Raw genomic sequence first — 26,682 nt, forward strand, 5'->3', positions numbered from 1 at the left:
CGTCCGGCCACCGGACTCAGGTCACGTCCCGCCGGAGCAGCAGCAGCGTTCCGGTGAGGCCGCCGACCAGGCTGTAGGCGACGAGCACCGCGGCGCCCGTCCAGGGGGCGGGAGCCCCGGCGAAGAGCTCACCGGGCGTGGTCATGATCTGGGACGCCACTCCGGGCAGCAGCACCTGGGCCTGGAGCACCCAGTCCTCCTCCAGGACCATGTCGTGCACGACCTGGAAGGCGAACGCGACGACGACCGAGGACAGGAAGTACAGCACCGCCGCGGTGACGGTGGCGGCGGTCTGGCTGCGGATGAGCACCCCGAGCCCGAAGCCGAACACGCCCCACACCAGGTAGGCGGCCAGGTTCAGCAGAACCGCGCCGAGCACGTCCGCGCTCCCGAGCCCGAGACCGGTGCCCTGGGAAGTCAGGAAGATCCCGCCGACCACGAGGCTTCCCACCGTCGCCGCCAGCCACAGCCCGGCCGAGGAGATGAGAACGACGACGAGCTTGGCCGTGACGACGCGGCCCCGGCGGGGCGCTGCGAGGAACGTGGCCGTCAGGGTCCGGTACTGGTACTCGTTGGTCACCAGCAGGATGGCCAGCACGCCCGCCAGCAGCAGGCCGAGGGTCTGCCCGGAGGTGTAGAGGGTCGCGGCGATGCGGCCGGGGGCCGACTGGGTCTCCCAGAGGTCGCGCATCGTGCCGACCTGCTCGGCGGACATGTCCTCGCGGGGGGTCAGGATCGCCCCTGCCAGATAGTCCTCGAACGGCTGCATGAAGGTGTGGGCCTGCCAGCTGTTCCACAGCGCCAGCAGCACCGCCACCGCGGCCATCGCCGCGCCGGCGATCCACCAGGTGGGCAGCGTACGGAGCTTGAGCAGCTCGCTGTTGATCAGCCCCCTCATCGGATCTCCGCCTTTCCTTGCGTGAGCCGCAGGAACGCCTGTTCCAGATCGGGCGCGTCCTCGGCGAGTTCGTACAGTTCCCCGCCGTGGGCGGCCGCCGCCGCGGCCACCGCGCCGGTCCCGAGGCCGCTCACGACCAGGAGTCCGTCCCCGGCCGGCGGACGCGTCACGACCGCTCCGGCCGAGGTGAGCGCCGCCGCCAGTTCCACGGGCCGTGAGGCGCGGACCCGCACCCGGACCTCGCCCCGCACCCGCGCGACGATCTCCCGGCTCGACCCCTCGGCCACCAGCCGCCCCTGACTGATGATCACGAGATCGTCGGCGGTCTGCTCGACCTCGGAGATGAGGTGGCTGGAAACGAGCACCGTGCGGCCTTCGGCGGCCAGCGTCCGCAGCAGCTCGCGCATCCAGGCGATTCCTTCGGGGTCGAGCCCGTTGGAGGGTTCGTCGAGGATCAGCACGGGTGGATCGCCGAGCAGCGCCTGGGCGAGGTTGAGGCGTTGCCGCATGCCGAGCGAGTACTCCCCGTACCGCCGTCCGCCCGCCTGGGCCAGTCCGACGTGGTCGAGCACCTCGTCGGCCCGGCGGGCCGGCAGGCCCGTCGCGGCGCACTGCACCCGCAGATGGTCACGGCCGGTCCGCCTGCGGTGGGTGCCGGACTCGTCGAGCATCGCGCCGACGGTTCTGAGCGGCTGTGCCAGGTCCCGGTACGGCTGTCCGCCCACGGTCGCGGTGCCGGACGTCGGGGCGGTCAGGCCGAGGAGCATCCGGAGCGTCGTCGTCTTGCCCGCCCCGTTCGGGCCGAGGAAGCCGGTGACGCGTCCGGGCGCGACTGTGAAGGACAGGTCCCGCACGGCCCATCTGTTGTCGCGGTACCGCTTCGACAGGCCGCGGAACTCGATCGGCCGGCCGTCGGCCCGGCCCTTCGCGTCCCGCGCGTCCTTCACGTCCTGCGCTTCCGGCGCTTCCGGTGGGGTCATGAGCTCTGTTCCTTACGTTCGCGCGGCTGCCGTGCCGGGCGTCACGGGCACGGGCGTCGGGGCCGCTGGAATCGTGCGTGCAGGCCGTCAGGTCCGTACGTGCCGGTCGCGGTGGGCGCGCAGGTCCTCCGCCAGGTGCGATCTGCGCAGCCGGCGAGTGCGCAGCAGCCGGCGCCAGTCCGCCGCGGTGTCGTGCATCAGCTGCCGGTGGAAGTAGTTGACGTACTCCGCCAGGCCCAGGGCGTACAGCACGAGGCCGGGGGCCCAGTCGGACGGCGGCCGTCCCGGAAGGGCCGGGACCATGACCGCGAGCCCGGCCACCAGGGCCAGGGCGCACAGCGGCCGGAGCGGACGGAACACCCCGATCGCCGGCGGTCGCCGTGCCCCGGTGCGCAGTTGACGCACCTTCAGCGCCCAGTACCCGGACCCGATGAGCAGGAGCCCGGCCACCAGGGCGAAGCCCACCGTGTTCACGGTGCTGAAGGGTGCGCCGAGGGCCACGAACACCGCCCAGCCGATCAGTGCGATGTTCGCCGCCTCCAGAAGGGTCAGCGTGCGCAGTCGCCTCAGAAGCGCCGGCCGGGAGCGTGTCGCAGGGGTCATGCTCCCAGCATCGCGTGCCGCCCCGGGCCCGGGGGACGTGCGCGGGAATCGGTCAGTCATGGACCAGTTGCTGGCCGACGAGGGCCGCGTACGCACCTCCTCGTGCGACCAGTTCCTCGTGGTCGCCGTCCTCGACGATCCGGCCGCGGTCGATGACGAGGATGCGGTCGGCGTCGCGGACCGTGCTCAGCCGGTGCGCGATGACGATGCGGGTGCAGTCGAGTTCCGAGAGGTTCTCGTGCACGACCGCCTCGGTGGTCGCGTCCAGGTGGCTGGTGGCCTCGTCCAGCAGCAGCACCCTCGGCCGGTGCACGACGGCGCGGGCCAGGGCGACCCGCTGCCGCTGCCCGCCGGACAGGCCGTTGCCGCCTTCGCCGAGGATCGTCTCGTACCCCATCGGCATGTGCGTGATGTCCTCGTGGACCGCCGCGAGGCGGGCCGCCTCGACGACATCGTCCAGGGTGGCATCGGGCATGACCAGCGCGATGTTGGTCAGCACCGAGCCGCTGAAGATGTCCGCGTCCTGGGTGACGACGCCGCACTGGCGGCGCAGGTGCCCGAGGTCCAGTTCGGTGAGCGGGGTGGAGCCGTAGGTGATCTCCCCGTCCGTCGGGTCGTAGAGCCCGAGGATGAGACGGGCCAGGGTGGACTTCCCCGAACCGCTGCTGCCGACGATGGCGATCTTCTCGCCCGGCCGGACGGTGAGGGAGATGTCCGACAGGGCCTCCGGTCCGTCCCCGGAGTAGCGGAAGCTGACGTCGGTCAAAGTGATCGGCTCGCTCAGGTCCGCCTTCCCGGACCCCTGTCCCAGGGACTCCGGGGGTTCGTTCAGCACGTCGCGCAGCCGGTCGAGGTGGACCCGGATGGTCTGGAACGTCTTGATGCTGCGGCCCAGTTGGGCCACCGGGGCGAGCGCGGAGCCGGCCAGGGCGATGAGCGCGAGCATCGTTCCCAGCGACAGGTTGTCGCTGAAGACGAGGTAGGCGCCGAGTACGAGCATGAGCAGCGGGGACGCGGTGCCCAGCATGCCGAGGACGCCGTCGATCGCGTTGTCCAGCCTGCTGCGGCGTACGGAGGACTCCAGCTGCTCGGTGAACTTCTGCGACCACCGGCGCACCACGACGTGTTCGGCGCCGGAGGACTTGACCGTCTCGGCGCCGGTCACCGCTTCCAGGAGCGTGCTCTGCGCCTCCCCGAGTGCCTGGAGTTCGCGTTCGGTCAGCCGCTGGGCGGTCCGGGCCGAGGCGAACATGATCACGAGCTGGACGGTGGCGACGGCGAGGATCGCGGCGACGAACAGCAGGGACTTGAAGCCGATCACCACGAGGTAGACGCCGAGCAGGGCCACGTCCAGGAGGACCGCCAGGAGCTGGCTGGAGACGGCGTCACGGACGTACGTCATGCTCGACACCCGTACGAGCAGGTCGCCCCCGGTGCGCAGCTGGAAGAACTTGTACGGCAGGGACATCAGGTGTCTGAGGAACGTGCCCATCATCGACCAGTCCATCCGGGTCTGCAGCCACAGCAGCAGCTCGGCCCGGGCCAGCGTCATCAGACCGTGGCTCACGGTGTACGCGACGAGACCGGCCGCCAGGACGAGCAGGGTGTCCTCGCCGCGCCCCGGCAGGACACGGTCGACGATGTACGCGGTGAGGAAGGCCGGGAGCAGTCCGAGGAGCGTGAGCGCGGCGGAGGCGCCGATGACCCCGGAGACGACGGGCACGGAGCGCGGCAGGAAGGGCCGGACGAAGGACCACAGTCCCGCTTCGGCGCCCTCGCGGCGTTCGAGGTCCTCGGTCGGCTCCAGCTCCAGCGCCACTCCGGTGAAGGACGCGTCCAGTTCCGCGTAGCTGATGTGCCGGCGCCCGGAGGCCGGGTCGACGATGTCGACCCCGCGCCGGGTGAAGCGCTCGATGACGACGAAGTGGTTCATGCCCCAGTGCGCGATCAGCGGCAGGACGAGCCCGCGCAGCGCCTCCGGTTCCGCGCGGAAGGCCCGTACCTTCAGGCCCAGTTCGCGTGCCTGCCGGGCGATGGACGCGGCGCTCGCCCCGTCGCGCGAAAGCACCATCCGGTCGCGCAGCTCCGCGACGGTGGTGGAGCGGCCGTGGTGGCCGAGCACCATGGCGAGTGCGGCGACGCCGCACTCGACCGAGGTGGACTGCAACCGCACGGGCACCCTGCGGCGGATGATGGTCACTGGTCGCCCCTTCCGTCCCAGATGTCCATGAGCAGCGGGCGGGTGCCCTGGTCGAGGACCACGGACGCGCCTTCCTTCAGTCCGCCGGCGACGCCACCGGGAAGTTCGACGAGCACCATGGTGACCTGGGATCCGCCCTGACCGGTCTGGAAGTCCTTCACCCGGCCCTCCACGGGCCGGCCGTCCACGCGCAGCAGGATGTCGGTGCCCTTCGCCGGCGGGCCGAAGCCCGGGAAGGCGAGCACGCCCTGGCGTCCGTTGACGCCGGCCAGGGTGCCGGTCGGCCCGACGGGCACCCGCACCAGGAGGCCGGCCGCCACCGTGGCGGCGAGCAGCAGGGCCCCGGCCAGGGCCCACCGCCACCGCGGCCGCATCTGTTCGGGGTGGAAGCCGGTACGGGCGGCGCCGCGCGGGTTGGCGCGGTAGGCCGCCACCATGCTCGGCCGGTAGACGCCGTCGGAGAGGGCGCCGTCCGGCGGGGCCGCCGGTGCGGACCCGCCGTTCAGCACGTCTTCCCCCGGGTGTCCGGGCCGGCGAGCGTCAGCAGGTCCGGCACCTGCTCGGGTGCGGCCTTGCGCGCCAGTCCCCAGGCGATGCCGGCCAGGCCGGTCATGAGACCGGGTGTCTCCACGCCCTTCGGGACGCCGCACAGCCAGCCGTTCTCCCGGCCCTCGTGCAGCAGCGTGTTCCACACCCGGGGCAGCAGAGCGGCGACCTCCGGCTCCTGGTCGGCTCTGCTGCTCTCGTCGATGATGAGCAGATTGCCGATGTCCCCGTGGCACAGGCTGTGGTTGCCGAGGCCGGACACCGGGTCGAGGTCGAGGCCGGTCGAGATGGCGGCGAGGACCGCCATGTGCCGGTCGCTCTCGATCAGGTCGGCCAGGTCCGGGACGGTGCCGAGCTCCTGGAAGGCGTTGCGGGCCATCGCGATGCCCGGGGCGCCGTGGCACCAGGCGTTCATGACCGTACGCCCGCCGAGGTTGGCCGGCCGCAGGTCGCGCCAGGTGCGCAGCTCGGGGTCGAAGGCGGTCCGCTCGTACGTGAGCGCGTGCCGGACGGCCTCCTTGTACTCCGGGCGGGGGGTGGCCCGGTCGAGCCTGGCGAACGCGTACGCGATGCCGGAGGCGCCGTGCGAGAAGCCGGCGAGCGGCTCCTCGGGGTTGATGGGGGTGGCCCAGCCCCATCCCTCGCCGCGTTCCTGCCGGGTGGCCAGCAGGCGGTCGGCGCAGCGCGCCGCGATCCGGGCCGCTCCGATGCCCGGCCGGGCGGTCTCCAGCGAGAGGAGGGCGAGGATCGCGCCCGCGGAGCCGGAGACGATGTCCAGGAGGGGGTCCTCGTCGACGAGTTCGTCGATGGCGGGCAGCAGGGCGGCGGCGGCTTCCGCGTACTCGGGCCGGTCGTGGCGTACGGCGGCGTGCGCCAGGGCGTAGACGGCACCGCCGAACGGGCCGAACGCTCCGATGCCGAACTCCGCGGCTCCCGGCTTCTTCGCCAGGCTCGCCAGTGTCTCGGCGATGAGCACCGACCGCTTCGCCACCTGGTCGAAGGCGGCCTGGGCCAGCTCGCCGGTCCGCTCGTCGCCGGTCACGGCCGCGACGGCGTCCAGGGCGTGTGCGATGCCGGCGGTTCCGGTGTAGAGGCCGATCGGTGCGGGAGCGTACTGCCAGTACTTCTCGTCGACCAGGTCGAGACCGATCCAGCCCAGCCCGTGTTCGTCGCGGATGCACAGGTCCGACAGCCGGTGCGCGAGGCGCAGGGCCTCCTCGGCGAAGTCGCCGGGGTCGGCCGCGCCGTCCAGCCGGGGGCGGTGCCAGTTGGGCCAGCGGGCGTCGCTCTCGCCCATGGCGGTGGCGGCGACGCACGAGCGGATGACCCGCGCCTGGAAGGCGAGGTCGGCGTCGCCGAGGGCGACGAGGCGTTCGCGTACGGCGGTCAGCGGCGGGTAGCGGGTACCGATCGGCAGGCCGTCCAGTCCGCCGCGCAGGGTGCCGGAATCCGCGTCGACGGTGAACATGGGGATGTCTCCGAGCGTGAGCTCGGCGACCTCGTCCAGGATCATCGCGATGCGGGACTCCGGCATCTCGACATGTCCGCCCGCCAGCCGGGCGAGCGAGCGGGAGTGGTCGAGGCCGTCGCGCATGAAGTCCGGGTGGGTGCTCTCCAGCAGCAGCCGGCCGTAGATGTGGGTCGGCCTGGCGATGAGCCGGGTCCGGACGAGGCCGAAGGGGGTCAGCGGCCCCTGGTCGGCGAGCAGTTCGTCCCGGCCCGCTTCCAGCAGCCGGTAGACGTGGGTGAACCCCTCGACGAACGAGTCGACCCGGCCGACCAGGTCGATCGGTTCGCCGTCCGCGGTCATCGGGTGGTTGCGCTCGGCGTCCATCTCCATCCGGCGCTTGACCAGCCGCATCCGGTCGGTTCCGCTGTCCTCCCAGGTGGGCACCGGCATGGGGGTCAACTGCCCGCCGTGGCCCGCCAGTCCGCTGACGTCCAGGCCGAAGGTGCCGTCCTCGCCGCGCACCAGCAGGTGGTTGGGGAGGATGCCCACGGACTGGACGGAGTCGGCGAGGGTGACCGCGGCGATGTCCGTCTCGCCGTCGATCTTGACGACGGCCGCGGTCTTGTCGTTGTGCAGCAGCGCCTCCAGGTCGACGAGAACCGGGTACTCGCCCGCGGCCAGCACGTTCTCGAAGTGGAAGTCCGTGGCGTGCAGCAGGTAGAGGAGTGACGTCAGCGCACCGAGGCGCCAGGCGTAGCGGTCGCCGCCTTCGGCGTCGGTGGTCGCGGTGGTGTCGACCTGTTCGACCCACCCGTGGCTGCCGCGGTCCACGATGCGGATCCGGGCCAGGTCGTGCGGGACGCCCTGCTGGTTGACCCAGTCCAGGAGCCCGTCGAAGGCGGTGTCCATGGCCAGCGGGCGGGGCTTGAAGACCAGGGTGGCGGTGTCGAACTCGACCATGGCGACGGAGCGGCCCCGCCGGTGCTTGTCGCCGGCACCGAACTCCAGGCGTTCGAGCCGCTGGGGCCCCGGGGCGGCGAGCAGGCTCTCGCGCAGTGCGGGGAGGTCGGCGACGAGCGCCTCGATCAGCTCGACCCGCGTGTCGATCCAGAAGCGGAGCTGGGTCACGATCAGCCGTGCCAGGACCGGGTATTCGTCCCAGAGCGCGAGGGCGTTGCCCTCCGAGCGGAGCAGTTCGACGTACGAGGAGAAGCGCTCCTCGGAGGTCTCGCCGCCGAGCCGGTCCTCGACGCGGGCGATGTTGAGTTCGAGTACGAGGGTCCGCTGCACATGGCCCAGCAGGTCGGCGGCCGGGGCGGTCGCGCGGACGACGTCGAGGATGTGGCCCGGGTCGGCCATGAGGGGGTCGTCGCTGGTCCGCACGCGTTCCTCGACGAGCGCGTCGAGTTCGTGGACGGCGCCCTCCACGAGGGGGCGGATCACTTCCAGGAGGCCCATGTCGGGGTCGAGGCGGCGGGTGGCGTCCGTGGTGGCCATGCCCTCGGCCCACCAGCGCCTGAACACCTGGTGCCAGTCGGGTTCGTCCGCCAGGCGGGCGGCGAGGGACGCGTCGCTCTCGCCGAGCAGAGCGGCCAGTTCGTCGGCGCGGACGCCCAGCGGTGCGAGCCGTGCGTCCAGCGTGGCGCGCTCACCGGTCAGCGGCGCCAGCTCCCTCCACATGGCCAGGCGCTTCTCGCCTCGCACCGGGTCGGACTGCGACGGAGTCCCGCCGAGTCTTTCGCTCAGGGTGGCGGCCCGGTGCCAGGGGAGGTGGGCTCCGGCCGACCCGCTGGTGGGGTGCTCGCTTGCGACGTCAGGCATTCCGCTCTTCCTCCTGGGGCAAGAACGTGACCGGCGGGGGCGCACAGTCGCCCGCCCCTGCCGGTCACGCCGTTTCTTCGGTACGCTGCTAGTTCTTGCAGGGCTTACCGGGGTTGCAGGCGAGACCACATACGGTCCAGCCCGAGTACCACGGCAGGCACGAGCAGCACCCGAGAGTGCCGAGAACTCCGGAGCCGGCTCCGTTGATCTCGGTCAGCTCCTCGTCGGTGATTGCGGTGAGGCCTTCGCCCGACGGATGGGCGGGGGCCTCACTCCCGAGGGACAGCCGGTAGTCGGCGTCCTTCCAGGACCGGACTATGTCCACGTACATCACTCCTTGTAGGAAACTGTCACGCTCAGCAACAGCCACGCGTGCCCATGCTGCAGCTGCCGCAGAGGGTTCCGGTCGGGGAGCACACCGTCACGGTCAGAGTGATCGTGGCGCACGCCCACGTGGTCCCGCCCGCAACGCCGTCGAGCTGATCGTCGGCCAGCTCGACGAGGCCGGCCGGGTTGGCGGGAGCCTCGCTGAGGGTGGCCCGGTACTCGGGGTCCTTCCATGCGCGAACAAGGTTCATTTGTCTGTCACCTCCTTTCGCTGAGGATCGGAACCGATCCTGTGGGGCCGGGTTCCGAGTGCCATCCTCAGCGGCCCTCATGCAGCCGGGATATCGCGCGGGCGGCTCCGTGCGCACACGCGGCGCATACGCCGACGATCGCCGCTGCGGAATCGCCGCGGAACCGCCGCGATTTCCGAACTCGGCTTGGTATCACCGGACTTGGGCGGCGATCGGGGCGTTCCGGAGGAGGCGCGGTACGTACCGGAGAAGACGCGGGAAGGCGGCACGTACGGAAAAGGGCGCGGGAAGGCGGCTCGCGGAAGACGGCGAGGAAGGGCGGCGCGGGAGGACGGCGCGTGGACGCGCTGCTCCCGGGCCGCGGTCAGAGGACCGGGGCGACGAAGGCCGCACTCAACGGACCGGAGGGACGACAGCGGTAGCGCTCAGGGAACCAGAACTATGACGGCCGCCGCGCTCGGAGAACCAGCACGACCACGGCCGCCGCGCTCAGGAAACCAGGGCGATGACAGCCGCCGTGACCAGGGCGAAGAAGCTGCCCGCCCCGGTGATCAGGGTCCTGGCGTGGCGCATGCCGAAGGACGGAGCGCGGGTCGTCGCGTCCTTCGGGTTCGCGGTGCCGTAGTAGACGGTCACGAAGTCGCCCAGGGCCGGGGTGAGGCGCGACTGGCGTTCCTCGAAGCTGACGGTGTGCCCGTCGGCCGTACGGAACTCCAGGGTGGGGTGGGTCTGTTCGAGGGGTCCACCCTCGGGGCTCTGGACCTCTTCGGTGCGCAGGGAGACGCACCGGGCCTCGGCGGTGAGCCCCTCGGCCCAGGCGGAGCGGAGCCGGGGGCCCTGGAGCTGCCGGTCCAGGGTTCTCCCGAACATCACGGCCGCGCCGACGGCGAGGACGAAGTAGGCGGCGGCGATGACCATGGCTCCCCCGGCGTGTTCCGTGTATGGGCCGCCATGATCCCGTGCGCGCGGCAGGTCTACAAGGGCCCGCGCACCCGCGTCAGGCCCGCTCGCGCGGCTTCGCGCGCCGCGTCTGGCTCCGTACCGCGCCCATGCTCGCCCCGATGACGAGGGCGATCGCCAGTGCGTCGGTGGTCGTCAGGGCCTGGTCCAGGATCAGGAAGCCGGCCGTGGCCGCGATCGCCGGTTCCAGGCTCATCAGGATCGCGAAAGTGGGCGCGGGCAGGCGGCGCAGCGCCATGAGTTCGAGGGTGTACGGAAGCACCGAGCTCAGCAGCGCCACCGCCGCGCCCAGCCCCAGCGTGGACGGGACCAGCAGCTTCGAGCCCGACTCCAGGATGCCCAGGGGCAGCGAGAGCAGCGCGGCAACGACCAGGGCCAGAGCCAGGCCGTCCGCCTGGGGGAAGCGGCGGCCGGTGCGGGCGCTGAAGACGATGTACGTCGCCCACATGGCGCCCGCGCCCAGCGCGTAGGCGGCGCCGACCGGATCGAGGCGGTCGAAGCCTCCCCCGCCCAGCAGCACGACGCCGCCCAGCGCGAGCCCGGCCCAGACCACGTTGATCAGGCGTCGGGAGGCGAAGACCGAGAGGGCGAGCGGGCCCAGCACCTCCAGGGTGACGGCGGCGCCCAGCGGGATGCGGTCGGCCGCCTGGTAGAAGAGCGTGTTCATGCCGCCCATGGCCAGTCCGAAGGCGAGGACCGTGCCCCAGTCGGCGCGCGAGTGGCCGCGCAGCGTCGGGCGGCAGACGACCAGCATCACGAGTGCGGCCACGGCCAGGCGCAGGGTGACGACGCCGAGCGCACCGGCCTTCGGCATCAGCAGGACCGCGACGGCGGAGCCGAACTGGACGGAGAGGCCGCCCGCGACGACCAGCGCGACCGGGGCGAGCGCCGCACCCCGGCCCTTGCCCTTGGGGCGCGCGGGGCCGGCCGCGTCGCCCAGGGCGGAAGCCGCCTCGGGTACGGCGACGGCTGCGGCCTGCTCGGCGGCCGCCGCCCCTGCTGCACTGCGCTGGTCGTTCACCTGCGGTGTTCCTCCCGAATCCGACAGTACAATTCAATGCACCGTTCGATTTAACATACTGCACCTCGCGCACGCGGTACGTCCTCTTACGGTAGGTACCTCCGCGTGCCGCGTGAAATGTCGATCGACCACTGGTTATGCTCCCCACGCATGAGCATCGGTCGTTCCGGGGAAAGCGCTGGTCGCGGCATCGAGATCCGCCATCTGCGCGCCTTCCTCGCCGTCGCCGACGCGGGCAACGTCACCCGGGCCGCCGCCCGTCTCCGCCTCACCCAGCCCGCGGTCTCGCGCACCCTCGCCGCCCTGGAGCGGCATCTCGGCACCCGGCTCGTCGACCGGTCCACCCACCATCTCGCCCTCACCCCCGAAGGCGTCGTCTTCCGGGACAGGGCCACCGCCGCGGTCGCCGCCTTCGACGAGGCGCTCGACTCCGGCGGACTGCGCCACTGGCCGCTGCGGCTCGGGCACGCCTGGTCGGCGTTCGGCCCGTACACCACACCGCTGCTGCGCCGCTGGCAGGAGCTGTATCCGCAGACCCCGCTCGAACTGCTGCGGATCGACGACCGCACCGCCGGTCTGACCCGCGGCGAGGTCGATGCCGCGCTGCTGCGGGGGCCCGTCGAGGCGCCCGGCCTCGTCGCCGAGGTGCTGTTCGAGGAGGACCGGGTGGCGGCGGTCGCGGCGGACGGCCCGCTCGCGGACCGCACGGCACTCCGCCTCACCGACCTGGCGGCCGAGACCGTCGTCCTCAACACCGTCTCCGGCACCACCACCGTCGAGCTGTGGCCGCCCGACGCGCGGCCCACCGCGACCCTCACCGTCGCCAACACCGACGACTGGCTGACGGCCATCGCTGCCGGCCGCGGCGTCGGCGTCTCCGCCGCGTCCACCGCCGACATGCACCCGCACTCCGGCGTCGCCTACCGGCCGCTGCTCGACGCCCCGTCCCTCCCCGTGCTCCTCGCCCGGCGGGACGTCCCGGGGCACCCGGCACTGCCGGCGCTCGCCGCCCTCGCCCGCGAGATCGTGCGGCTCGGGCGGCATCAACCTGGAGGCTCAAGTCATCCAATTGTTCAGTGAGTTGACTTGAAGGCGCCGAACAACTCCAGGGCCATACCTGCGGCCTCTTCCCGGCAGATGGTCCGAGGGCGAGCGGGACGGCCGCAGGCGGCCGAGTCCAACACGCTGCCGGAGCCGACAGGTTGGAATGGACCCATTGACTGGCACCATTCAAGGAATGACGCGAATTCGTCCGATTTACATCCGGAGACACCGGAGGGTTCGGGCGTCGCACAGAGGCGGCAACCGGAATATCCGATACCCGTTGCCCACCAGGTGACGATGCGGAATAGTTGGGCCGGCAGACAGGAAAGGGCGACTACGTCAGTATCGCCGAGCAAGGGGGAGACGTCATGAGGTTGAAGAACGTAGTCCGGTCGACCGCAGGCCTGACCGTCGCGTTGGGCACAATGCTGGCACTGGGCACCTCCACGGCCTACGCGGCCGACAAAGGCGTGACCCTCAACGGTCGCGGCACCGCGCATTTCCAGGACAGCGGCGACAAGTTCACCGTATGTGACACCAACGCGGATGGTCATGGCGTCCAGATGAGCCTGTATCGCGTCTCCGACGGCAAGATCATGTGGACGATCAACGACGGAGGTGACGCAGGCTGCGACAGCAAGACGTACGACATCGTGGGTTCCACGCAGTACTACATGCACCTCTGCTGGAGCGTTCCCGGCGCCGAATGCGTCAAGTCTTCCAACTTCAGCGAGAGCTAATCCACTCGTAGCCGTTCAGCCAGGACCCACCGACGAACAGAAGAGCCCCGGTTCCGGATCTCTCCGGCCGGGGCACTTTTGTTTGCCGGAATTCCCCCTCCGACAATTGGTGCTGTTCGACCCTGCCGCGCGCCGGCACACGGCTGTTCTCATCGACTGCGGTATTGCGGCGGGCATTGTTCAGGAGGTGGCGCTGCCCGGGAATGGGGGCTCGCCGAGAATTCGCACGCGCTCGAATCGTTTACCGCACACGGGCCGGTCGCGCCGTCCGGCGCACCATGCGTCGTGGAGGTACCGGTCGACGTGGCCGGAGCAATCGGGAGCGCCGTTCTCGTCAACTCGGGGAGCGCGGCCACACCGTGAGCCTTTTCCAACCTGATGGGGTAGCAGGTTGCGGGTGGGCAAGCACTGTACGGAGTAATGAAGCTCCTGGTAGACGGGTTCACGACCAAGATCGCCCGTACGTGCCAGGAGCTTCGAGTGCTTGTCTACCCATCAGCGATTGATCTGTCCAGTTCGAGCCTGCTGTACCTGACCCGTCACTTGTCGGCCCACCGCAAGCGCATAGGAAGCCGCTGGCGCCGACTCCCGGCCGGACGCCAGGCCCTGCTCGCCTTCGCGCACCTGCGCTGCGGGGACACCTACGCCCAACTCGCCGTGGCCTTCCGCATCGGCATTGCCACGGTCTACCGCTACGTCCGCGAGGCCGTCGACATCTTGGCCGCGCTGGCACCCACCCTCGCCGACGCCGTGCGTACCGCGAAGGCCAAGGCGTTCGTCATCCTGGACGGCACCCTGCTGTCCATCGATCGCATCGCCGGCGACCGCCACTACTACTCCGGCAAGCACAAGCGCCACGGCATGAACGTTCAGGTTATTGCGGACCCGCTCGGGCGGCTGATCTGGACCTCGCCAGCCCTGCCAGGTGCCGTCCACGACATCAAGGCCGCCCGCACCCACAACATCATCGACGCACTCACCGAAGCCGGCATCCGAACCTGGGCCGACAAGGGATATCAGGGAGCCCGCGGCACCATCCGCGTGCCCTACCGCGGCCGCTGGAGTACGCTCCCGGCTGGAAAGCGCGCGGTGAACTCCTCCCACGCCAAGATCCGGGCCGCTGGCGAGCAGGCCAACGCCACCCTCAAGAACTGGCGTCTCCTGCGCAAACTCCGTTGCAGCACCACTCGCATCACCGACATCGTCACGGCTGTCCTGGCATTGCAGCTCGCCGCGTCGGCATGAGGTCGGCGAAGCACCGGCATGGACAAGGACAGCGCCGGCATCAACGACACCAAGGGAGCCAGATCACCGTGGCAGACGTGAGGGTCACCCACGACAAGACTGTGGACGCAGCGTATGTGCACTTCACCGATCCGCAGCTCCGCGTGAACTCCGCACGCATGTATCCCTGCGATCCAGTGGATGTCGACGGCATGATCAACCTCGACTTCGACGAGCAGGGCCGCCTCATAGGTATCGAGGTCTTGGCGGCCAGTTCAAAACTGCCCCAGTACCTGCTCCAGTCAGCGGAGCGCCTAGGCATCGAAGGTGCATGAAGCAGGGGAGCACGGCAGTCGCGACCACTCCACCGCGCTCTCACTCAGGTTGGAAAAGGCTCCTTGTCGGCCCAGCACTTGAGGTCGGCGTCGGTGAGTGCGTCGACGATGCCGTGGGTGCGGGCGGCGGCCAGGTCGTGGGTGGATCCGGGAAGTACGGGTGAGGCCCACAGCAGGCGGCCGAAGGGATCGGTGAGGATCTGGACGTTCATGCCATGGCGTTTGTGCTTGCCCGAGTAGTACGGGGTGTCGGCAGCGATCCGGTCGATCGGCAGATGGGTGCCGTCCAGGATCACGAACGCCTTGGTCCGTGCGATGCGTATCGCCTCGGCCAGGGTGGGCGCGAGCGCGGCCAGCACGTCGACGGCTTCGCGTATGTAGCGGTACGCGGTCGCGATGCCGATCCCGAACCTGGCGGCGAGCTGGACGTATGTGTCACCGCACCGCAGATGGGCCAGGGCGGGGAGAGCCTGACGGCCGGCGGTCAGACGCCGCCACCGGGTCCCGATCTCCCCTCGCCGCACAGCGAGTCGTCCGGTCAGGTACCGCAGGGTGCGACTGGACAGGTCGATCGACGACGGGTAGACAAGCACGCGAAGCTCCTGGCAGACGGCGGATCTTGGTCGTGAACCCGTCTACCAGGAGCTTCGTCGTTCCGCAGATCCGTCCAACACACGGCCAGCGCCGGCAGGCTGGAAACGGCTCACTGTTCGGGCACGCCCGCAATTGCTGAACCTGCACTCACCCGCAGCACGGAGCCTGGACGAACAGGCTGAGAGGGAACCGCCGTGGAAGCCTTCGAACGCGCCTGACTGGAGCACCACTCGCGGCCGCATAGCTGGCACCGTCGGACGAGGACACGGGGCGCAACGGCCGGAGGCCCCGGCTGTGCGCTCCGTGTCCTCGTCCGATAGGTGGGCAGGTCACGTGCCGACGATGGCGTCGTGGGCGGCCCAGCCCAGGTCGCCAGCGGACCAGCTCGTGTTGCCGAGGACGGCCACGTCCAGGTCGTACTGGGGGTAGTGGTAGAGACGTGCGCTGACCCCGTCCTCCTCGCCGGTGTGACCCCAGCGGACGATGTTCGCCTCGTCGTCGAGGATATGGGTGAGGCCGAAGCCGTACATCCACTGGTAGCCGCGGATCTTCTCCTCTCGCTCGGAGACCTGCGGGGTGAGTGCCAGGCGTGTGGTCTGCTCGTTCAGCAGTCGTCCGTGGCGCAGCGCGTGGTTGAAGGCCGTCAGGTCGGCGGCCGTGCAGGTCGCTCCTCCGTCAGCGGCCGCGCGGGGAGTGGTCGCGTAGTGGTTGGTCCGGTACGGGGTGGGGCTGTCGGCCGTGGCGAGGTACCCCTCGGCGATGCCGGGGCCCAGTTCGTCCAGGGCTGGGAAGCCAGCCGTGCTCATGCCGGCACGGGCGAAGACTTCCTCGGTGATGACTTCCTCGAAGGTCCGGCCTGTCACTGATTCGATCAGCAGCCCGAGCAGGATGTAGCTGGCGCCGTTGTAGAGGTGGCGTTCCCCGGGAGGGAAGTGGGCTTGCTTGTCGACGAACAGGGGCACGTAGTCCTTGTTGTCGCGCAGCAGGTAGAGGGGGTGGGACGCGGTCAACGCGGCCCATTCTGCTTCCCAGTTCTCGCTGCTCTCCTCGAACCAGTCGCCAATGCCCGAGGTCATCGTCAGGGCGTGGCGGACCGTGACGCGTGGGTCCAGTCTGGGAATGTGAGCCTTGACGTGGTCCAGCAGCGCGTCGTCAAGGCCGATCCGGCCCTGTTCGACGAGTTGTAGGACGGCCACTGCGGTGAATGTCTTGGACACTGAGGCCACTCGGAAGCGCGTGTCAGGCGTGTTCGGTACTGCCCACCGCCGTGAGGCCATTCCGAACGACTGCGTGAACAGCGGCTTCCCGTGCTGCGTCACCCGGACCGTGCCGGAGAATCCCGCGGCATCCGCCGCCTCACGGACGGCTCGCTCCAGCGCGGCCGGATCAAGGCTATCGGTGCTGTCGGATTGCGATATCGCCGTCATTGCGCCCCCTGCTGGGAAGGAAGATCGGAAGTCGGCAATGATCCTCGTCAGCCGGTTCGTTCCTGGTCAACCCGTTTTCCTGCGCTTCAACGCGTATGTGCACCGCTCTGGGCCATGGCCGGCTGCTGCCCGCCGCATGAGGAGGGGGCCTCGAGTGCCTCGGCGAGCAGGCCATGGCCACCCTGAAGGGCTGGCGCCTCCTACGGAAGCTCCGCTGCAGCACCAACCGCATCACAGCGATCGTCCAGGCCATCCACGTCCTTCACCACGCGTCAGCGTGAGGTTGGAAAAGGCTCCGTGGCTGCCGAACTCGGGGCGGCCCGGCCGTCACCCCCGCCGGGCGCACGAGGTGGGGGCGGGAGTGCGACGGCCGAGGCTGCGCGGCCCGGAGGCCGTCAGCCCGCGGTCACGCCCAGATGAGGCGCTGCCCGTCCGGGCCCACGTGCAGCCGCATGCGGTCAGCGGGCGGGCCACCGTCCGTCCGCCACTGCGAGACCCGCTCGGTGATCTCGTCCCACAGACGCACCGGGCCGCCCTGCCGGACCATCCACCGTCCGTCGTCCCGGAAGAGGACCGCTCACGCCCCGGCGTCCACGTCGACCACGACGTGTTCCGTCCGGCCGTCACGTTCCAGAGCGAGTCGCTGCGCACGGGGCGCGGCTGACTGCGCGACGAACCGGGGCGTCCAGTCGTCGAGCGCGTCCGCGCCCAGCTCGGCGGGCACCGCGTCGCCCTCACCGAGGTTCGGCAGGATGCCCAGCGGGGGCGGAAGGTGGGGCCGGGCGAGCATGAACGAGACCTGTCCGCCGAGCACCGGGCCGTCGGCCGTGCCGTCGTCGGCGACGGTGAGCCGTACGAGTTCGGACGCGTGCATCCACCCGCCGACCGTGACCAGGATTTCACCGCCCGGCCGGGTCTGCGCGAGCCAGTCGGCCGGCACGGTGCGCACCGCGCACGTAGCGATCACACGGTCGTACGGGCTCCCCTCCTCGTAGCCCGCCAGGCCGTCACCGACCACGCGGAAAGGCCAGTACCCGGCCCCCGCGAGGGCTGTTCCCGCACGGGCGGACACCTCGGCATCGACCTCGACCGTGGTCACGTCGTCCTCGCCGACGACGTGACAGAGCAGCGCGGTCGAGTAGCCCGTGCCCGTGCCGATCTCAAGCACGCGCGTCCCCCTGGACGCCCGCAGGTCTTCGAGCATGCGCACGACCAGGCCCGGCAGGGTGGACGACGACGAGGGGGCTGCGGCGACACGTCCTTCGACCTGGTCGGGAAAGACGCCCCCGGCCACCTGCGTCACGAGGGTGTCGTCCTCGTAGATCCGCGTGAGTCCTCCCGGAGAGCCCCCGGACGCCGGGCGGTACCAGCCGCCCGCTTCGTACTCGAACCAGCCGTGCGCGAGAAACGCCTCGCGAGGCACCGCCATGACGGCCGCTCCCCACTCCGGGGCGCACAGAGTGCCGGAGTCCGACAGGCGCCGCGCAAGGTCGGCTCGCAGGTCTTCCGAGGCCAGGGGGTCAGTCTTCGAGGTCAGAGGGTCGGTCATGGCGGCTCGCTCCGCTCTCCAGCAGATCCGCGATCGCGGCGGTGATCGGCAGTCCGGCCGCGTCTTCGAGCCACGCCCATTGGCCGTTGGGGTTGCACTCCAGTTTTCCGACCGCGTCAGCCGGTCTTGTGGCGTTGACCTGGTGTTTCACGTGGCGTGGATGTTCGCCATGCGGTGGTGATGTCGGTCTGGTTGCGTGTGGCGGGCCGAGAGGTGGCTGAGTCTGGCCTCCCCTGCTGCTGTGGGCAGAGGGCCAACGGAAAGTCGCTGGCTTCCCGTGCCGCCCAGCGGAGAGACTTCCGGCGTGACGCTTCACCAGAATGAGGTTTCAGTCGACGAGGCGCTTGTCAGGTCGCTGCTGGAGGCGCAGTGCCCAGAGTGGTCTGACCTGCCGTTGTCCCTCGCGGGCGCGGGAACGGACAACACCATGTACCGGCTGGGCGACGATCTGCTCGTGCGGCTTCCACGAACCGCAGACACAGCGCGGTCCGTGCGGAAGGAACGGGAATGGCTTCCTCGCCTGGCACCCCACCTTGCGTGTCATGTCCCCGAGCCCGTCCATGCTGGGACGCCGACGACCGCCTTCCCGCTCGTCTGGTCGGTCTACCGCTGGATTGATGGTGACGTGGCGGGCCCGGATACCGTCCGGGACTGGGCAGCCTTCGGAGCCGACCTGGCGGCGACTGTGCGTGAGTTCCACAACATCGACCTGATGGGAGCGACTCGCACGGATGACCTCAGCTGGTATCGCGGGGGCAGCCTGCAGGCATGTGACCAGTGGATCAGCGCCTGTCTCGACGATTGCCGAACCATGGTGGGTCCTGATCTCGATGTTGAGGTTCTGGAAAGGTTGTGGCGAGCCGCGCTCGCCCTGCCCGAGTCTTCCGGACCCCACGTGTGGCTTCACGGCGACCTCAAGCCCAGCAACCTCTTGGTCCGGGAGGGCAGAGTGCACGCGGTCATTGACTTTGGGTGCCTCTCGGTCGGTCTTCCCGACGCGGAGCACTCCACAATCTGGGACCTGCCGTCCGAAGCACGACAGGCCTACTGGAACACTCTGGGTCTCGACGATCTGACCTGGGCTCGTGCCCGAGCCTGGGCGATCGCTGTCGGCGTCAGCGGAATCTCTTACTACTGGCACACATACCCGGCCTTCGTCGCCGAATGCCAAGGACGACTTCAGTCGATTCTCGCTGACGCCGCCGCGCGTTGAGTTTTATCGGTACTGGTTCTCCCGCACGGGTCCGCGCATGAGCAACGTCGGTGCTACGGAGACTGGCTGCGGTCGAGGAGTTGGGCTTCGAGCTGGGAGATGCGGCGGTCCTGGAAGCGGCTGTTGGAGCGGGCGGCTTGGAGGCGTTCTTCGAGGGTGCGTTTGTCCTGGGTGAGTTGGCGGACTCGCTGTTTGAGGCTGGTGTTCTCGGTGGTGATGCGCTCGATGGCCTCGTCGGTCCGCTGGGTTTCCAGGTCGCCGCTCGTCCCCTTGTCCGTGCGCGTGCAGGCCCCACTTGAGCTCAGCTCCCACCAGCGGTCGCAGGCCGCTCAAAGTCGGTCGTCACACAGTCGAGGCTACAGCGAACTGCCGCGTAGGCACGGCGTGATGCCAGGCCGCATCGCGGGCCTGGCAGGCGGCGAGCACCTCGGCCGGATCCTCCGTGACGTACACGCCGAGCGTGGTGTCGCTCTCGTCGAACGCGAATCGAGCCACGGTCCTGGAATCGAACAGCCAGAAGTCGTAGTCGGGCAGCCGCAACTGTTCGGCCCGCGCACGGGTGAGATTGCGGATGTCCTCGCCGGCTCGCACATTGCCGGGCGCACTCGCGAGAAGGAACCGTTGGCCTTCGGTGGGCGGCTCGTCGACCAGGCGTACTCGCTCGATCCGCTTCCCGGCCGCTGTCTGTCCGGCGACGTTCTCCAGCCACGCGCTCGTGCCGCCGGCGACATCCTCGCCGGCCTGCCAGCGTGCCCACTTCGGGCTCTTCCTGTCGGAGGCGTACCCGCTGCGGGTCTCCAGCCGCCACGCCGTGTGCCGAAACTCGCGGAACAGATGGGAGACCGAGGAGAACGGCTGCAACTCCGGCACCTCGGCCCGCGGCGCGAACCCGGTGAGCAAGCTGCGCGGGACGCGCATGAACGCCTCGCGCGGCTTCACGTCTCGGAGCTGCACCAGGTGTTCGGGGTTGGTCTCACGGTCGCCCTGGACGAGAATCTCGTCCGTGCCCTCGATCTCGTACAGGGTGGGACAGTCGCCTTCGTCGCTGGTCGTACCGATGAGCCTGAGTGTCATGTCACCCTCCACATTTGCGGGGTCGGAGATCCAGGATGGGCGAGGCGTCGCCGGGGCGGGCGGGGATTGCGGCGAGTTGCGTTCTCCCCCGGTGTCTGCGTGACGGGCGGCGCAATTGGGCGCAATAGACCTGCTCACCGTCTCGGGGCACCGGTGACGGGCTGCGTCCCAGTGATGGACTCGTCACAGGTAGAGCTGTCGCTCGCAGGCCCGGCAGAAGGTCTTGCCGTGGCGACTCACGGTCCGCCGGTGCTCGCACACCGCCGTCCCGGGCGCGTACGCGGGCACGGCGAGCCTCGCCGACCGCCCGTCGCGATCACCGATCCCGTCCCGTCCGTGTGCCTGGGCCCGCACCATGGCGTCGAGCTCCACCAGGCACGGGCCGCACGCGTACACGTCGCCCGCCGCACCGGGGGTGCTCACGGAGCCGACCCACAGCACGCGCACGTCCTCGCGTCGGCAGTACAGCCAACAGGTCCCCGTCCCCCACAGGTTGCCGTCGTCGGTCTGCGCGACGAGCGGCCACGCATCGCGCCACGGCCGTCCGGCAGCGGGGGCGAGCATCACGACGCACCTCCGTATGCCATCGGCCGCAGCACCGCGTAGTCGCCGAAGTTCCGGCGGTAGCGTCGGTGCCCCGTCTCCTGCGTGTGCCTGCGCTGCCACTCCTCCACCGGTCCGGGGTCGTTGTACGCACCGGACTCCACGCCGCACTCGGTTTCGTCGCCGGACACGCAACGGGCCTCGTACTCCGGTTCCGCCGTCGCGTCCTGCTCGACGGAGAACGGAACGTAGCGGAACACCCGCCGGGTCACCGCGCCGCCGCCTGCCGGGGTCCGGCGCCCCGGAGCCGGAGCGCGGCGGCGAGCGCGTGGGCCGTCGCCACGTTGCAGCGCCCGAGGTCGATCAGAACGCGCGGGACGGTCCCGGCGCAGGAGACGGCGTCGAGGGACAGGGACGGCAGCTTCACCCCCGCCGCCTTGAGCGCCTCGCTCAGTTCATCGCGCGCCCGCTCGGCGTCCCCGATCCCGTTTCCCGCCGCCCGCCACGCGTTGTCTGTCGTCGCCATGTCTGCCACTCCGTACGCCATTGACCGTTCAGTCCCGCTCGCTCTGCGTGACTCCCTGCTCACACCATGACTTGGAACCACGTACGCTCGATAGATCTGGACCCATTCCAACGCAGGCTGAATACGAGGGAGTTGAACAGGTGAGCGAAGGGGCTGACCAGGCACGGGAGCCCGCGAACGGTGCCGTGTACTTCGGCGAGGAGACCAAAGCACTGCGTGAAGCCCTGCTGCTCTCGCAGGAGCAGTTCGCGGACAAGCTGCACTACCGGCAGGCACAGGTCAGCAAGGTCGAGAACGGTGCCGTGCTCGCGTCGGAGGCCTTCGCGGAGGCCATGGACCGCGTGGCCGCACGCCAGGCGTGTACGCCCGACTGCGCTCCAAGCTGAGCAAGCAGGGGCATCCTGAATGGTTCGTGCCGTACGTAACCCTTGAGGAGGCCGCGAGCGGGATCACGGACTACTCGTGCACGTTCCTCATGGGCCTGTTGCAGACCACGGAGTACGCGACGGCCGTCTTCCGCGCCGCCCATCCACGTGAGGCGGAGGAACGAATCAAGGAACGCGTGGGGCTGCGCATCAGGCGGCAGGCAGTCATAGAGCGTAACGAACCACCGCTCCTGTGGGTCGTGATCCATGAAGCCGTCCTGCGCGCGTGCGTCGGCGGCCGGTCCGTCATGATCGGGCAGCTTGAACACCTGATCGCGCAGATGTCATCGCCTCACGTCACGGTCCAAGTGCTGCCGTACAGGGCAGGCGCCGCGCCCAGCCACCTGCCGTTCACGCTGCTCTCGTCGAACGGCGCCCCCCACGCCGTCTACACCGAGACTCCCACCCATGGCGGACAGGTGGACGACACCTCTAGCGTGGTGGCGACAGCCGTCAGCATGTTCGACCGGCTTCGCATGGCGGCACTGTCCGAGGAAGAGTCACTGACCCTGATTCGCAAGATCATGGAGGATCACGCCACATGAGCAGCACGCCCGACCCTCGAACCATGCAGTGGGTCAAGAGCACCTACAGCGGCGGCGATGGGGGGCAGTGCATCGAATGGTGCCCCGACCATGCGCACGCGACCGGTGAGTTCCTGGTCCGTGACAGCAAGACGCCGGACGGCCCGCACCTGACCCTGACGAACGAGGGGTTCACCGGACTCGTGGAGTTCGCCAAGCTCCACGGGTGACCGACCCCGGATTACCGGCCCTCGCCCCACGGCGAGGGCCGTTGTCATGCTGTCAGGCCGGGCCGGTTTCGCGGCACGGCCTGCACAGGCCGTCGCGGAACGCCTCGGGCCTGCCCGGGGCGCCGCACTCGGTGCACTCGACCATCAGGCGGCGTACGGGAGTTGCCCGCGCGGCCGGGGTCGTGGCGGGCAGGCGGGGCGGGAGTTTGTCGTGGAGGCGGCGGCGGACGAAGCCGAAGGGGGAGTCGACGGACGCGGGAAGCCCGGCGGTGAGGGCGTGCGTCAGGTAGTCGGCGTCCACGCCGCGCGCGAACCACTCGGCGGCCGCCTGCTCCAGTGCCGCACAGTCCGCCGCCGAGAGGGCCAGGCGGGAGTCGGTGCGGCCGAGACGGGCCAGGGCGGCGAAGGCGGGCGAGGGGTCGCCCGCCGTGTGGGCCGACGTCGGTGCCTGTGCTGCGGTGCGTTGCTGCGGTACCACCAGGGCGGGCGGCTGCGCGGGTACGGATACGGGATCGGATGCCGGATCGGGTTCAGGCTCCGGCGCTTCGGCCGGGGCGCACGTCCCGGTGGCCTCCTGCGGTGCGGGGTGGTGTTCCTCGGCGGCCAGGAAGGCGGTCCACCACTCGTTGTCATGGGCGGTGCGGGACCAGAACGTGCGGGTGACCCAGCGGACCTGGTCGCCCTCGCCGCTCAGGCAGCGGACGTGGCGCAGATGACCGGCCACGCCCAGGGCCCGCAGCGCGCTGCCGACGGCCATCTGCCCGTACAGCGGCTGGCTTCTGGCCAGCGACTTGATGTCCATCGCCGCACCCTCGGGCAGCGCGTCGACGTAACCGGCGATGTGCCGTTCGCGTTCGGGGAGGAGGGTGAAGTGGCCCTGGTCCTCATCGCCTTGCTTCAGTACGGATCGCTTGCCGTAGCCGGGCTTGGCCTTCGGGTGGGCGCGCGAGGATGCGGGTGCGCGCAGGGCAGGGCTAAGGTTTGGGGCAGCCACGGGATCGCCTCTGAATTCTCGATCTTGGGGTCAGGCCCCGGCCGGTGCTGAGAACACCGCGTCGGGGTCGTTACGTTGGGCACCGTAAGCAGCCGCGACTCGCCGCCGCAAGTTGGTCACGACTAGTCATACTTGCTGGCCGTGACGGGTCGGGGAGGGTGGGGAGGTTTCCCCAAACCCCTTCATTTGCCTACCGGTTGTACGGCATCGCTCGAATCCCGACGTCCGGGTCCCGGCTCCCGAAGCCCGAAGCTCAAGACCCGGCACCTGACCTCTCCGCGTACCCACGAAAGAGTGAACGGGCCGTCCCGGAGCTCGGAACCAGGAGCTCGAAACCCGGATCCCGAGACCCGAGGTCCGGAACCCGAGCTTCGGGGCCGCCCAGGGCGGGCAATAGGACGGAATCTGTCCGATATCGATTTTACGGTGTGCCGTGCAACGACGCCTTCAAACGAGCACCCACCCCGAGGAACACGTCATGGACTTCGTCTCGATCCGCATCATCACCGCCGACGTCGCGCGCCTCGTGGCGTTCTACGAGCGGATCACCGGGATCACGGCCGACCGGGCCACCGAGGACTTCGCGGAACTGCGCCTGCCCCGTGCCACGCTCGCGATCGGCAGCGAACGCACCGTGCCGCTGTTCGCCCCCGGCTCGGCCCGGCCCGAGGCGAACAGCAGCGTCATCATCGAGTTCCTCGTCGACGACGTGGACCGCGTACACCGGAACCTGACCGAGTTCGTCGCCGACTTCGTCAAGGAGCCGACGACCATGCCGTGGGGGAACCGGGCGCTGCTCTTCCGCGACCCCGACGGGAACCTCGTCAACTTCTTCACGCCCGTCACCCCGGAGGCCGTCGCGAGGTTCGGCGCGGGCCGCGCCTCGTAGTCACTCGGGCTCCTCCTCCAGGCCCTCGGCCAGCACCTCCACCAGGTGCCGTGCCCGTACGCCGCCCAGTTGTTCCAGCTGGGTCCGGCAGGAGAAGCCGTCCGCCAGGATCTCCGTGCCCGGCTCGGCGGCCCGTACCGAGGGCAGCAGGGTCTCCTCCGCGCAGGCCACCGACACGTCCCAGTGGCCGCGTTCGAAGCCGAAGTTTCCGGCCAGGCCGCAGCAGCCGCCGCTCAACTCGCCTGTCAGCCCGGCCCGTTCCCGCAATCGGCGTTCCGCCGCGTCACCCAGGACGGCGTGCTGGTGGCAGTGGGTCTGGCCGGTCACCGGGCGGTCCAGGCGGGGTGGTTGCCAGTCGGGGGCGAACTCCTCCAGGTATTGGGCCAAGGTCCGGACGGACGAGGCCAGTTCGGCGGATCTCGGGTCGTCGGGAAGGAGTTCGGGCAGGTCGGTACGGAGGGTGGCGGCGCAGCTCGGTTCGAGGACGACCACGGGGGTGCCGAGCGTGCCGCCCAGCCGGTCCAGGGTGCGGCGCATGACCTTGCGGGCCTTGCCCAGCTGGCCCGTCGATACGTAGGTGAGGCCGCAGCACAGTCCGCGCCCGGCGGGGATCGTGTGCCGGCCCGCCGCCCCCAGGACCCGCACCGCCGCCCGGCCCACCTCGGGCGAGAGGTGTTCGGTGAAGGTGTCGGGCCAGACCATGGCCACCTCGTCGTTCGAGAAGATGAACGTCCCCTTGCCCCAGCGTCGGTTCAGCCACCGGGTGAACGTCTCCCGCGCCAGGACCGGAATCCCGCGCTCCGGCGCGATGCCCGCCAGCCGCTTGGCGAGCGCGGCGAGGAGGCGGACCCGGGCCAGGGCGTTGAGGGCGGGTGCGAAGCGGGACGCCGGGCGCAGCCAGGCCGGCAGCCGGCCCATCGTGTAGTGGGAGGCCGGGCGCAGCCGTCTCCGGTAGTGGTGGTGCAGGAACTCCGCCTTGTACGTGGCCATGTCGACGCCCACCGGGCAGTCGGTGCGGCAGCCCTTGCAGGACAGGCAGAGGTCGAGCGCGTCCCGTACCTCCGTCGAACGCCAGCCGTCCGTGATCACTGCCGTCGTGTCGGCGGCACCATCCGCAGCGCCCGAGCCGCCCGCGAGCATCTCGTGCAGCAGCCGGGCCCGTCCCCGGGTGGAGTGGGCCTCCTCGCCGGTCGCCCGGAACGACGGGCACATCACGCCGGTGCCCGCCGGCTGCGCCGTACGGCATTTCGCGACGCCCACGCACCGCCGCACCGCCGCCGAGAAGTCGCCGCCGTCGTGCGGGTAGCCGAACTCGACGTCCACCGGGCGCTTCGGCAGCACCTCGAAGCGGAGGTTCTCGTCGAGCCGGGCGGGGCGGGCGAGGATGCCGGGGTTCATGCCGCCGTCCGGATCCCAGATGTCCTTGAAGCGGGCGAAGAGGGCGACGAGTTCGGCCCCGTACATGCGCGGGAGCAGTTCGGCGCGGGCCTGACCGTCGCCGTGTTCGCCGCTCAGTGAGCCACCGTGCGCGACGACCAGGTCCGCGAGTTCCTCGGAGAAGCGGCGGAAGCGGGCGACACCCGGTGGGCTCAGCAGGTCGAAGTCGATGCGGACGTGGATACAGCCGTCGCCGAAGTGCCCGTACGGGGTGCCGCGCAGCCCGTGCTCGGTGAGCAGGGCGCGGAAGTCGCGGAGGTAGGGGCCGAGGCGGGCGGGCGGTACGGCGCAGTCCTCCCAGCCGGGCCAGGCCTCGGTGCCGTCGGGCATCCGGGTCGCGGTGCCCGCGGCGTCCTCGCGGATGCGCCACAGGGCCCGTTGCCCGGCGGGGTCGGTGACGACGGTGCCGTCCAGGGCGTCGGCCGCCCGGAGGATGCGCTCGGCGTGCGCCCGCGCCTCGGCGGGGGTGGCGCCGCCCGTCTCGACGAAGAGCCAGGCGCCGCCGCGCGGCAGCCCGGCCGGTTCCCGTACGAGGTCGGCGGCCATGCCCTCGACGGTGAGCGGGTGGTGCGGGAGCAGGCCGGGGGCGGCCTCGGCGGCCGCGGCCTCGTCGGCGTAGCCGAGTACGGCGAGCGCGCGGGCCACCGGGGCCTCGACCAGTCGTACGGTCGCCTCCGTCACCACGCCCAGCGTTCCCTCGCTGCCGCAGAAGGCACGGACGAGGTCGGTCCCGCGCTCGGGCAGAAGGGCGTCCAGGGCGTATCCGGAGATGCGGCGCGGGAGCTCGGGGAAGCGGGTGCGGAGCAGGGCGAGGTTCGCGCGGATGAGCTCGGGGAGGCCGGGGAGGGGAGCAGGGA

General features: G+C 70.4%; 30 protein-coding genes and 2 pseudogenes. 11 read left to right on the plus strand and 21 right to left on the minus strand.

What is annotated here, in order from left to right; genetic code table 11:
- Nucleotides 1-16 precede the first annotated feature (16 nt).
- The 10 genes from AADR41_RS23180 to AADR41_RS23225 all read right to left on the minus strand — a co-directional run bounded on the left by AADR41_RS23180 (nucleotide 17) and on the right by AADR41_RS23225 (nucleotide 11,057).
- Complete coding sequence (locus AADR41_RS23180; protein WP_342283309.1) at nucleotides 17-898, minus strand: ABC transporter permease subunit; 882 nt, start codon at nucleotides 896-898, stop codon at nucleotides 17-19.
- Nucleotides 895-1,878: an ABC transporter ATP-binding protein gene (locus AADR41_RS23185; protein WP_342283310.1), complete on the minus strand. Its 984-nt coding sequence runs from the start codon at nucleotides 1,876-1,878 to the stop codon at nucleotides 895-897. Before AADR41_RS23185 ends, AADR41_RS23180 begins: the two co-directional genes overlap by 4 nt.
- A gap of 87 nt (nucleotides 1,879-1,965) precedes the next feature.
- The gene (locus AADR41_RS23190; RefSeq protein WP_342283311.1) at nucleotides 1,966-2,481 is read right to left on the minus strand and encodes a multidrug transporter; all 516 of its coding nucleotides are present in this window, start codon (nucleotides 2,479-2,481) and stop codon (nucleotides 1,966-1,968) included.
- A 52-nt stretch (nucleotides 2,482-2,533) separates the two neighbouring features.
- Nucleotides 2,534-4,681, minus strand: coding sequence for a peptidase domain-containing ABC transporter (locus AADR41_RS23195; RefSeq protein WP_342283312.1), 2,148 nt, complete (start codon nucleotides 4,679-4,681; stop codon nucleotides 2,534-2,536).
- Complete coding sequence (locus tag AADR41_RS23200; RefSeq protein ID WP_342283313.1) at nucleotides 4,678-5,190, minus strand: hypothetical protein; 513 nt, start codon at nucleotides 5,188-5,190, stop codon at nucleotides 4,678-4,680. The genes AADR41_RS23195 and AADR41_RS23200 overlap by 4 nt, the downstream gene beginning before the upstream one ends.
- Complete coding sequence (locus AADR41_RS23205; RefSeq protein WP_342283314.1) at nucleotides 5,184-8,498, minus strand: type 2 lanthipeptide synthetase LanM family protein; 3,315 nt, start codon at nucleotides 8,496-8,498, stop codon at nucleotides 5,184-5,186. The genes AADR41_RS23200 and AADR41_RS23205 overlap by 7 nt, the downstream gene beginning before the upstream one ends.
- 88 nt (nucleotides 8,499-8,586) lie before the next feature.
- Nucleotides 8,587-8,829 (minus strand): mersacidin/lichenicidin family type 2 lantibiotic, encoded by a 243-nt coding sequence (locus AADR41_RS23210; protein WP_030709581.1) that lies wholly within the window; start codon nucleotides 8,827-8,829, stop codon nucleotides 8,587-8,589.
- 25 nt (nucleotides 8,830-8,854) lie between these two features.
- Nucleotides 8,855-9,076: a mersacidin/lichenicidin family type 2 lantibiotic gene (locus AADR41_RS23215; RefSeq protein ID WP_030709583.1), complete on the minus strand. Its 222-nt coding sequence runs from the start codon at nucleotides 9,074-9,076 to the stop codon at nucleotides 8,855-8,857.
- A 489-nt stretch (nucleotides 9,077-9,565) separates the two neighbouring features.
- A complete protein-coding gene (locus AADR41_RS23220) occupies nucleotides 9,566-9,994 on the minus strand; it encodes a DUF3592 domain-containing protein (RefSeq protein WP_342283315.1) in 429 nt (142 codons plus the stop codon).
- Nucleotides 9,995-10,073: 79 nt separating this feature from the next.
- On the minus strand, nucleotides 10,074-11,057 hold the full coding sequence (locus AADR41_RS23225; protein WP_342283316.1) for an EamA family transporter: 984 nt from the start codon (nucleotides 11,055-11,057) through the stop codon (nucleotides 10,074-10,076).
- 150 nt (nucleotides 11,058-11,207) lie between these two features.
- On the opposite strand from AADR41_RS23225, the gene AADR41_RS23230 reads away from it, so the two are divergent.
- The 4 genes from AADR41_RS23230 to AADR41_RS23245 all read left to right on the plus strand — a co-directional run bounded on the left by AADR41_RS23230 (nucleotide 11,208) and on the right by AADR41_RS23245 (nucleotide 14,400).
- Nucleotides 11,208-12,137, plus strand: coding sequence for a LysR family transcriptional regulator (locus AADR41_RS23230; RefSeq protein WP_342283317.1), 930 nt, complete (start codon nucleotides 11,208-11,210; stop codon nucleotides 12,135-12,137).
- A 332-nt stretch (nucleotides 12,138-12,469) separates the two neighbouring features.
- Entirely contained in the window at nucleotides 12,470-12,841 is a 372-nt protein-coding gene (locus tag AADR41_RS23235) for a hypothetical protein (protein WP_342283318.1), read from the plus strand.
- A gap of 480 nt (nucleotides 12,842-13,321) precedes the next feature.
- A complete protein-coding gene (locus tag AADR41_RS23240; protein ID WP_342283335.1) occupies nucleotides 13,322-14,086 on the plus strand; it encodes a transposase family protein in 765 nt (254 codons plus the stop codon).
- Nucleotides 14,087-14,154: 68 nt separating this feature from the next.
- Complete coding sequence (locus AADR41_RS23245; RefSeq protein WP_342283319.1) at nucleotides 14,155-14,400, plus strand: DUF2283 domain-containing protein; 246 nt, start codon at nucleotides 14,155-14,157, stop codon at nucleotides 14,398-14,400.
- A 62-nt stretch (nucleotides 14,401-14,462) separates the two neighbouring features.
- Here AADR41_RS23245 and AADR41_RS23250 read toward each other — a convergent pair.
- Both AADR41_RS23250 and AADR41_RS23255 read right to left on the minus strand, forming a co-directional pair.
- A pseudogene (locus tag AADR41_RS23250) lies at nucleotides 14,463-14,993 on the minus strand (transposase family protein); the annotation flags it as partial.
- Between the two features lie 330 nt (nucleotides 14,994-15,323).
- Nucleotides 15,324-16,421: a serine hydrolase domain-containing protein gene (locus AADR41_RS23255; RefSeq protein WP_342283320.1), complete on the minus strand. Its 1,098-nt coding sequence runs from the start codon at nucleotides 16,419-16,421 to the stop codon at nucleotides 15,324-15,326.
- Between the two features lie 149 nt (nucleotides 16,422-16,570).
- On the opposite strand from AADR41_RS23255, the pseudogene AADR41_RS23260 reads away from it, so the two are divergent.
- Nucleotides 16,571-16,702, plus strand: a pseudogene (locus AADR41_RS23260) (IS5/IS1182 family transposase); the annotation flags it as partial.
- Between the two features lie 125 nt (nucleotides 16,703-16,827).
- Here the strand turns inward: AADR41_RS23260 and AADR41_RS23265 are convergent.
- The 3 genes from AADR41_RS23265 to AADR41_RS23275 all read right to left on the minus strand — a co-directional run bounded on the left by AADR41_RS23265 (nucleotide 16,828) and on the right by AADR41_RS23275 (nucleotide 18,121).
- Entirely contained in the window at nucleotides 16,828-16,968 is a 141-nt protein-coding gene (locus AADR41_RS23265; RefSeq protein ID WP_342283321.1) for a hypothetical protein, read from the minus strand.
- A 30-nt stretch (nucleotides 16,969-16,998) separates the two neighbouring features.
- Nucleotides 16,999-17,850 (minus strand): protein-L-isoaspartate(D-aspartate) O-methyltransferase, encoded by an 852-nt coding sequence (locus AADR41_RS23270; RefSeq protein WP_342283322.1) that lies wholly within the window; start codon nucleotides 17,848-17,850, stop codon nucleotides 16,999-17,001.
- Between the two features lie 91 nt (nucleotides 17,851-17,941).
- Nucleotides 17,942-18,121: a hypothetical protein gene (locus AADR41_RS23275; protein WP_342283336.1), complete on the minus strand. Its 180-nt coding sequence runs from the start codon at nucleotides 18,119-18,121 to the stop codon at nucleotides 17,942-17,944.
- A gap of 153 nt (nucleotides 18,122-18,274) precedes the next feature.
- On the opposite strand from AADR41_RS23275, the gene AADR41_RS23280 reads away from it, so the two are divergent.
- Entirely contained in the window at nucleotides 18,275-19,183 is a 909-nt protein-coding gene (locus AADR41_RS23280) for an aminoglycoside phosphotransferase family protein (protein WP_342283323.1), read from the plus strand.
- Nucleotides 19,184-19,263: 80 nt separating this feature from the next.
- Complete coding sequence (locus AADR41_RS23285; RefSeq protein ID WP_342283324.1) at nucleotides 19,264-19,482, plus strand: hypothetical protein; 219 nt, start codon at nucleotides 19,264-19,266, stop codon at nucleotides 19,480-19,482.
- Nucleotides 19,483-19,525: 43 nt separating this feature from the next.
- On the opposite strand, the gene AADR41_RS23290 is transcribed toward AADR41_RS23285, so the two are convergent.
- The 4 genes from AADR41_RS23290 to AADR41_RS23305 form a co-directional block, all read right to left on the minus strand.
- Entirely contained in the window at nucleotides 19,526-20,257 is a 732-nt protein-coding gene (locus tag AADR41_RS23290) for a DUF6879 family protein (RefSeq protein WP_342283325.1), read from the minus strand.
- A 183-nt stretch (nucleotides 20,258-20,440) separates the two neighbouring features.
- Complete coding sequence (locus AADR41_RS23295; RefSeq protein ID WP_342283326.1) at nucleotides 20,441-20,821, minus strand: hypothetical protein; 381 nt, start codon at nucleotides 20,819-20,821, stop codon at nucleotides 20,441-20,443.
- Nucleotides 20,821-21,072, minus strand: a complete 252-nt coding sequence (locus AADR41_RS23300; RefSeq protein WP_342283327.1) for a DUF7848 domain-containing protein — start codon at nucleotides 21,070-21,072, stop codon at nucleotides 20,821-20,823. The genes AADR41_RS23295 and AADR41_RS23300 overlap by 1 nt, the downstream gene beginning before the upstream one ends.
- Nucleotides 21,069-21,326, minus strand: a complete 258-nt coding sequence (locus tag AADR41_RS23305) for a hypothetical protein (protein WP_342283328.1) — start codon at nucleotides 21,324-21,326, stop codon at nucleotides 21,069-21,071. The genes AADR41_RS23300 and AADR41_RS23305 overlap by 4 nt, the downstream gene beginning before the upstream one ends.
- Before the next feature lie 140 nt (nucleotides 21,327-21,466).
- Between AADR41_RS23305 and AADR41_RS23310 the strand changes: the two genes are divergently transcribed.
- From AADR41_RS23310 to AADR41_RS23320, 3 genes are read left to right on the plus strand one after another with little or no spacing between them, the layout of a single operon-like run.
- Nucleotides 21,467-21,712, plus strand: coding sequence for a helix-turn-helix domain-containing protein (locus AADR41_RS23310; protein ID WP_342283329.1), 246 nt, complete (start codon nucleotides 21,467-21,469; stop codon nucleotides 21,710-21,712).
- The gene (locus tag AADR41_RS23315) at nucleotides 21,685-22,296 is read left to right on the plus strand and encodes a DUF5753 domain-containing protein (protein ID WP_342283330.1); all 612 of its coding nucleotides are present in this window, start codon (nucleotides 21,685-21,687) and stop codon (nucleotides 22,294-22,296) included. The genes AADR41_RS23310 and AADR41_RS23315 overlap by 28 nt, the downstream gene beginning before the upstream one ends.
- The gene (locus AADR41_RS23320) at nucleotides 22,293-22,505 is read left to right on the plus strand and encodes a DUF397 domain-containing protein (RefSeq protein ID WP_342283331.1); all 213 of its coding nucleotides are present in this window, start codon (nucleotides 22,293-22,295) and stop codon (nucleotides 22,503-22,505) included. The genes AADR41_RS23315 and AADR41_RS23320 overlap by 4 nt, the downstream gene beginning before the upstream one ends.
- A gap of 52 nt (nucleotides 22,506-22,557) precedes the next feature.
- Here AADR41_RS23320 and AADR41_RS23325 read toward each other — a convergent pair whose 3' ends face one another.
- Nucleotides 22,558-23,499 (minus strand): MarR family transcriptional regulator, encoded by a 942-nt coding sequence (locus AADR41_RS23325; protein WP_342283332.1) that lies wholly within the window; start codon nucleotides 23,497-23,499, stop codon nucleotides 22,558-22,560.
- A gap of 478 nt (nucleotides 23,500-23,977) precedes the next feature.
- On the opposite strand from AADR41_RS23325, the gene AADR41_RS23330 reads away from it, so the two are divergent.
- Nucleotides 23,978-24,388 (plus strand): VOC family protein, encoded by a 411-nt coding sequence (locus AADR41_RS23330; protein WP_342283333.1) that lies wholly within the window; start codon nucleotides 23,978-23,980, stop codon nucleotides 24,386-24,388.
- Here AADR41_RS23330 and AADR41_RS23335 read toward each other — a convergent pair.
- Nucleotides 24,389-26,682: FAD-binding and (Fe-S)-binding domain-containing protein (locus AADR41_RS23335; protein WP_342283334.1), on the minus strand; the 2,294-nt coding region annotated here is incomplete at its 5' end.

It is taken from the genome of Streptomyces sp. CLV115 (genome assembly GCF_038448545.1).
GTDB lineage: Bacteria > Actinomycetota > Actinomycetes > Streptomycetales > Streptomycetaceae > Streptomyces > Streptomyces sanglieri.

Excerpts from the sequence above, each read along its gene's own strand:
- AADR41_RS23180 (WP_342283309.1), bottom strand. The coding sequence starts at position 898 with ATGAGGGGGCTGATCAACAGCGAGCTGCTCAAGCTCCGTACGCTGCCC.
- AADR41_RS23185 (WP_342283310.1), bottom strand. The coding sequence starts at position 1,878 with ATGACCCCACCGGAAGCGCCGGAAGCGCAGGACGTGAAGGACGCGCGG.
- AADR41_RS23190 (WP_342283311.1), bottom strand. The coding sequence starts at position 2,481 with ATGACCCCTGCGACACGCTCCCGGCCGGCGCTTCTGAGGCGACTGCGC.
- AADR41_RS23205 (WP_342283314.1), bottom strand. The coding sequence starts at position 8,498 with ATGCCTGACGTCGCAAGCGAGCACCCCACCAGCGGGTCGGCCGGAGCC.
- AADR41_RS23210 (WP_030709581.1), bottom strand. The coding sequence starts at position 8,829 with ATGTACGTGGACATAGTCCGGTCCTGGAAGGACGCCGACTACCGGCTG.
- AADR41_RS23215 (WP_030709583.1), bottom strand. The coding sequence starts at position 9,076 with ATGAACCTTGTTCGCGCATGGAAGGACCCCGAGTACCGGGCCACCCTC.
- AADR41_RS23220 (WP_342283315.1), bottom strand. The coding sequence starts at position 9,994 with ATGGTCATCGCCGCCGCCTACTTCGTCCTCGCCGTCGGCGCGGCCGTG.
- AADR41_RS23230 (WP_342283317.1), top strand. The coding sequence starts at position 11,208 with ATGAGCATCGGTCGTTCCGGGGAAAGCGCTGGTCGCGGCATCGAGATC.
- AADR41_RS23235 (WP_342283318.1), top strand. The coding sequence starts at position 12,470 with ATGAGGTTGAAGAACGTAGTCCGGTCGACCGCAGGCCTGACCGTCGCG.
- AADR41_RS23255 (WP_342283320.1), bottom strand. The coding sequence starts at position 16,421 with ATGACGGCGATATCGCAATCCGACAGCACCGATAGCCTTGATCCGGCC.
- AADR41_RS23265 (WP_342283321.1), bottom strand. The coding sequence starts at position 16,968 with ATGGTCCGGCAGGGCGGCCCGGTGCGTCTGTGGGACGAGATCACCGAG.
- AADR41_RS23270 (WP_342283322.1), bottom strand. The coding sequence starts at position 17,850 with ATGGCGGTGCCTCGCGAGGCGTTTCTCGCGCACGGCTGGTTCGAGTAC.
- AADR41_RS23290 (WP_342283325.1), bottom strand. The coding sequence starts at position 20,257 with ATGACACTCAGGCTCATCGGTACGACCAGCGACGAAGGCGACTGTCCC.
- AADR41_RS23295 (WP_342283326.1), bottom strand. The coding sequence starts at position 20,821 with ATGCTCGCCCCCGCTGCCGGACGGCCGTGGCGCGATGCGTGGCCGCTC.
- AADR41_RS23305 (WP_342283328.1), bottom strand. The coding sequence starts at position 21,326 with ATGGCGACGACAGACAACGCGTGGCGGGCGGCGGGAAACGGGATCGGG.
- AADR41_RS23320 (WP_342283331.1), top strand. The coding sequence starts at position 22,293 with ATGAGCAGCACGCCCGACCCTCGAACCATGCAGTGGGTCAAGAGCACC.
- AADR41_RS23330 (WP_342283333.1), top strand. The coding sequence starts at position 23,978 with ATGGACTTCGTCTCGATCCGCATCATCACCGCCGACGTCGCGCGCCTC.